A 5,260-nucleotide genomic window follows, 5' to 3' on the forward strand; every position below is an offset into this window, starting at 1 on the left:
CAACGTCATGCGCCAGCGGGGTCTCGTGTCGGCCGAGGACCGCGCTCGCGCGTTGGGCCAGCGCGGGGCGGTGGTGTGGCTCACGGGGCTCTCGGGCGCGGGAAAATCCACCATCGCGTTCGGCGTCGAGCGCGCGCTCGTGGATGCAGGTCACCTGGCTTTCGTGCTCGACGGCGACAACGTACGCCATGGTCTGTGTGCCGATCTCGGCTTCTCCGCGGCAGACCGAGACGAAAACGTGCGCCGAGTGGGCGAGGTGGCCGCCCTGATGGCGGACGCGGGCGTCATCGTGATCGCCTCGTTCATCTCCCCCTTCCGTGCCGGCCGCGCCAAGGCCCGCGATGCGGCCGGCCCCGAGCGCTTCTTCGAGGTGTTCCTGGATGTACCTCTGTCCGTCTGTGAAGGGCGCGATCCGAAGGGCCTCTACGAAAAGGCGAGGGCCGGAAAGATCGCGGAGTTTACTGGCATCAGCTCTCCTTACGAGCCGCCTGTGGCCCCCCGCCCTGGTGCTGGCCACGGGCACCATGCCCATTGGCTCCTGCGTGAACCAGGTGATGGACCTGCTCGTGCGCGCCCAGGTCGTGGGCACGCGCTAGCGGCTCAGCGGCGGCTCGCCCGGGGGTGCTTCGCGGCGAGGGCGTCCGCTGCGGCCCCGCGCCCCGTCGCCCGCAGACGTTCCAGGTAGGCGGGTAGATCCCGCCGCACGTGGTAGGGGCCGCCCTCGCGCAGGATCGTCCAGAACGGATCGCCGACGGGGCCATTCGTCTCCGGATCCATCTGCCCGAGCGTCTCGGCGCCCCAGGCCTCCAAGATGCGGCTGCCCTCGGCGACCAGGTCGGGCCGCAGGGCGGCCAGGTCGAACTGCTCGTGCGGATCTGCGCCAAGATCGAAGAGCGCGAGGTCGGGGTAAAGGTGATAGCCGTCGTGGTAGGTGCGTATCAAAAGGTACTCGCCTCCGCCCACGCGGAACCGGACGCTGCGCTGACACGTCCAGGCGCCCTGGCTCAGGACCAGCGCGTGGCGGCCTTCGTCCCGGCCCTCGCGCAGCGCCGTTGCCGCGCTTCGGCCGTCCCAGTTGCTGGGCACGGCACCGCCGGCCAGCTCCACGATCGTGGCCGCGAGGTCGAATTGGTAGTGGAGCGCGGAGGCCGTCTGGCCGGCGCGGGTGTCGGTGATCCCCGGCCATGCGAGCAGGAAGGGCACGTGGCAGGTCATCTCGTCGGCGGTCTGGTGATCGCCGTACACGTTCAGCTCGCCGAGGTTCTCTCCGTGATCACCGGTGACGATCCAGACCACGTCGTCGCCGAGGCCCATGTCCACGATCTTCTGCCGCAGGCGGCCCACCTGCGCATCGGCGTGCAGCACGCCGGCATCGTAGCCGTCGAACATCGCGCGCACAGCCGCAGTGGAATCGATGGTGGTGGGCTGTCGGGGGTAGTTCCACGCGAGCTCCGGCGGGGGCGCGTTCGAGAAGCCAATCGTGTCCTGGGCGCCATGAGGGCCACAGGCGGCGAAGTCGCGGGCGCGCACGGCTTCCGTCAACCATGCGGGGGGCGGGGTGTTCGCGAAGGGCTCTCCCAGCGCGGCCGGGGCACGGTAAGGCGTGTGGGGGTCCCAGAGGTGGACGTGAAGGAACCAATTGGGCTCGTGGCCGCGCCGGGCCAGCCAGTCTTCGGCCAGCGCTCCCACCACCTCGCCGCTTTCGAGGCCGCGCCGGCCAGGGTTGATGATCTCGTTGAAGTTCGCGTAAAAGTGCAAGGCGGCATGCCGCTCCCCGAACGAGCTCACCGTGGCGGTGGTATATCCCTGATCGCGCAGACAGCGCATGAAGCTGGTTCGGGTGAGGCGCGAGCTGAACCCGCGCGCCTCGCCATCGGGATACATCTCGGCGCGGGCGCCGCCGTGGTTCGCCACCCCGGTGTGAACGCCGAAGCGACCCGAAAACATGGCCGTGCGGCTCGGCAAGCAGGGTACGTCGGAGGCGTAGACGTTCGTAAAGCGCAGACCCTCGGCGGCGAGGGCGTCGATGTGGGGACTCGTCGGCCTGTGATACCCGTAGCAGCCGAGGTGGTCGGGGCGGAGGCAGTCGATATCGACGTACACGATGCGCATCGGCGCGCAGTGTACCGCGGGGGGCGCGGTGGGGCCTACTCCGAAGCGTGAGCGCCAGCTCCCCGGCCGGGGGCCAGCGCGGCGAGCACGTCCACGTAGGAGATGATGCCCACGAGCGTCCCGCTGGGTCCGACGACGGGCAGGGCACCGACCCGGTGGTCGACGAAGCTCGAAGCGAGCTCGGCCAGGCCTTGCTCGGGTCCTACGGTGAGGACGTTGCGGGTCATCACGTCGCTGACCCGCAAGGCCTCGATGCGAACGCGGGCGTCACCGGGACGCAGCGCTCGCAGGCTGTCACCGAAGGCTGTACGCACGTCACGGTCGCTCAGTATGCCTATCACCTTGCGATCGCCATCGACCACGGGAAGGTGGCGAATGCCTCGCGCTTCCATACGTGCCACGGCATCCATCAGGTGGTCCTCCGCCTTGGCCGTGTGCACGTCGGTTTTCATGATGCGGGCGGCGGGAAGATCGGCATGCAGGGTGTCTGGCGGGGACACGTGGAGGGTCAGCAAGTCGGTGCGCGTGACCACCCCCAGGAGCTTGCCAGCATCGACCACGGGTAGGCAGCCCACGCGGTTTTGCACCATGCGCTCCACCGCCGAAGCCACGGTATCATCGGGTCCAACGGTGATGGGAGGCACGCTCATGATTTCCTTGACGGGGGCCCGCGCGGCCAAGCGCGCGCCCACGCGCACGTGGTAGCCCAGCACCTCGCGCTGAGACAACACGCCCACGAGGCGTTGGCCATCGACGACCGGCAGGTGCCGCACGCGGCCCCACAACATCGCTTGGAGGGCCATGTCCAGCGAGTCGTCAGAGCGCACCGCAACGGGAGGCCGGCCATCGAGCAGCCCGCGGATCTGCCGGGCGCGCTTTTCGAGGTTGGGCAGGGTGGTCATGTCCTTGCCTTGATGCAAGCAAGCGGCCATGCGAAGCGGTCGCGGATCGGCAGCCAGGTCCAGGGGGGCCGCTCATCGGAACGCAAGGCCTGCGCGTGCAGGCGCGCGCCGCTGAAAAAACTGCTGACGGTGGCGTGGCACCTCAGCGACGTCGGTCCGCCTGCAGCGCGAAGCGCGTGGCTTCGTAGCCTCGCGCCACGATCTGGGCGAAGGCCTCATTGTTGCCGGCCAAGGCGGCTGCGGGTGCGGCAGGGGCTCCCACGTTCACCTCGAGCACGGGGCAGTTCATCTTCGCGCTCCAGACGGAGGCCTGCCCGCTGGCGTTGATCGCCAAAAGGCGCGCGCGCGGAAATGCGCGACAGGTTTCTTCGACGGGCACGGCAAGCAAGCGATCGCCCCCCGGGTCGACGTAGCCCGCGTTCACCGGGTCGAAGTCAGCGAAGATGAAGGGGTTCGCGATGCTCCGGCTCACCGCTTGCGCTACGGGGCCGCTGCGGGCCACGACCAAGGCCAGCCCAGTGCCTTGCCGCTGCTGAAAAAACGTGACGAAGGGGAGGGTGAGGGACTCGATCACCTGGCGTTCTTCGTACGCGGCGAGCACCCGTGCGAAGCGCGGGTACGACAGCGGCCGTGTCGCCTCGGCGGCTGCGACGGCGCCCGCCGCTGCGCCCACCAGCAGCGGCAAGGTGGCGCTGCCGCCGGTCACCACGCCGGCGATGACCGCACCCACGGCTCCCCCCAGCATCGCGTTGCGCGCAGCCTCCCGCTGCGACTCCGCACGGTAGGCATCGAGGAGCCGCACGTAGCGCTGCCGGAGGGGCTCTTCCGGGGCGGTTGCGAACAGGCTGCCCACCAGCGCTCCCATGCTGGTTCCGGTGATGCAATCGACGGGGAGGTGCTCGTCGTGCACGGCCTCGAGGGCACCGATGTGCGCAAGCCCCGTGGGGCCTCCGGCGGAAAGCACGAGGCACGTGGGGCGATCGCGCTCTTCCGTCCAGCTGTGCGCGCAGCCCGTGGCCCACGTGAAGAGCGCGATGGTGAGCGCGCCTTTAGCTCCAAGCACAGGGCATCCCCATCGCACGCCGCACCTCCTTGAAGGCGGGCGTCCATTTGGATTCGTGGTCACGCACCACGAGCGTTTCGGTGCTGGCAGCGCCCGAGGTCCGTGCAAACGCGAACACGGTGACGAGCGGGGCCTTGCCGGCGCGCGGGACCACGTCGAGACGATGTCCTGGGACAAGGCCGGCCGCCTTGCCCGCGTCGATCGCGCGGGTGGCCTGGTCCGTGGGCGCCACCATGACGAACAGGCCGTTCGCCGTCATGTAGCGAGCCGCCGCATCGCAGTAGGCCTCCACACCGCCTCGATGCTCGAAGCGGCAAGGCCCACATTGGGGCTTTTCGCTTTGCACGCCGCGGGCGGGGTCGAAGTAAGGGGGGGTGCCGGTGACGAGCTCGTAGCCCCCAGCGACGACGCCTTCGGAAAGCCCCTCCCGGAAGTCACCCTCGAGAAGCTGAACGCGCGCGCTGAGGCCGTTGTAGGCGAGCGACCGGCGCGCCAGCCCGGCGCTCAGGGGCTGGGCTTCAACACCGGTGGCGTGGGATTGGGGAAAGCGCCACGCCAGCATCATCAGCACGGAGCCGATGCCGCAGCCGAGATCCAGGTGGCGGGTCGGCGGGCGGGGAACCCGCTGGGCAGCGACGTGGGCGGTGACGAGATCATCGAGTGACCAGCGGTGCCCATCCTGGCGCTGAAAAATGCGGAAGTCGCCGGCCAGGTAACAGAGGTCTTCACCAGGGCCGGGCACGAGCTCGGGACGGCCTTGGGGGCCTGCGGGGTGCGGCCCCCCGGGGACGAAACCGGCCGGGCGTCGCGCGGGGCGAATGAGGCCTGGAGCGGACGACTTCGAGCCAGAGGGGGGCGAGGACAACGGCATGCGGCCCGGGCGAGTATGGGGCGCGAAGGCAGAGGGGGCCAGGGGGCAGGACGCCGGGGCACGTCCCGCCAGGGGTGAGCGGGGTTCCGACAGGCAGGCGGATGTGTTCTGTCGACAGCGAATCATCAGGTGTTGTGCGGGGCACAACAGGTCCCCGGGTCCAAGGGCTGATTTTGTCCCATATTGAGTAAGCTGGCTTACGTTCTATACATGGCACACCGATTGCTCTTCTCCGGGACAAGGGAATGTTCCCGAAACGGCAACACGCGGGCGACCGCGTTACGCAAAGCCACGGAGCTCCTCGAGCTGGCC

5 protein-coding genes are annotated in these 5,260 nt (G+C 69.2%); 1 reads left to right on the top strand and 4 read right to left on the bottom strand.

Annotated features, from left to right (window positions below; genetic code table 11):
• Window positions 1–7: 7 nt before the first annotated feature.
• Complete coding sequence (gene cysC, locus KA712_26090) at window positions 8–685, top strand: adenylyl-sulfate kinase (protein MCG5056424.1); 678 nt, start codon at window positions 8–10, stop codon at window positions 683–685.
• Here the strand turns inward: cysC and KA712_26095 are convergent.
• The 4 genes from KA712_26095 to KA712_26110 form a co-directional block, all read right to left on the bottom strand.
• Complete coding sequence (locus tag KA712_26095; protein MCG5056425.1) at window positions 601–2,112, bottom strand: sulfatase; 1,512 nt, start codon at window positions 2,110–2,112, stop codon at window positions 601–603. The genes cysC and KA712_26095 overlap by 85 nt on opposite strands.
• Window positions 2,113–2,147: 35 nt before the next feature.
• Window positions 2,148–3,014 carry a CBS domain-containing protein gene (locus KA712_26100; GenBank protein MCG5056426.1) on the bottom strand — a complete coding sequence of 289 codons (867 nt, stop codon included), beginning with the start codon at window positions 3,012–3,014 and terminating at the stop codon, window positions 2,148–2,150.
• Between the two features lie 142 nt (window positions 3,015–3,156).
• Entirely contained in the window at window positions 3,157–4,077 is a 921-nt protein-coding gene (locus KA712_26105; GenBank protein MCG5056427.1) for a patatin-like phospholipase family protein, read from the bottom strand.
• Entirely contained in the window at window positions 4,064–4,948 is an 885-nt protein-coding gene (locus KA712_26110; protein ID MCG5056428.1) for a methyltransferase, read from the bottom strand. The genes KA712_26105 and KA712_26110 overlap by 14 nt, the downstream gene beginning before the upstream one ends.
• Window positions 4,949–5,260: the final 312 nt, after the last annotated feature.

Source organism: Myxococcales bacterium, from assembly GCA_022184915.1.
In the GTDB taxonomy this organism is placed as follows: domain Bacteria; phylum Myxococcota_A; class Polyangia; order Fen-1088; family Fen-1088; genus JAGTJU01.

Excerpts from the sequence above, each read along its gene's own strand:
- KA712_26100 (MCG5056426.1), bottom strand. The coding sequence starts at position 3,014 with ATGACCACCCTGCCCAACCTCGAAAAGCGCGCCCGGCAGATCCGCGGG.
- cysC (MCG5056424.1), top strand. The coding sequence starts at position 8 with ATGCGCCAGCGGGGTCTCGTGTCGGCCGAGGACCGCGCTCGCGCGTTG.
- KA712_26095 (MCG5056425.1), bottom strand. The coding sequence starts at position 2,112 with ATGCGCATCGTGTACGTCGATATCGACTGCCTCCGCCCCGACCACCTC.
- KA712_26110 (MCG5056428.1), bottom strand. The coding sequence starts at position 4,948 with ATGCCGTTGTCCTCGCCCCCCTCTGGCTCGAAGTCGTCCGCTCCAGGC.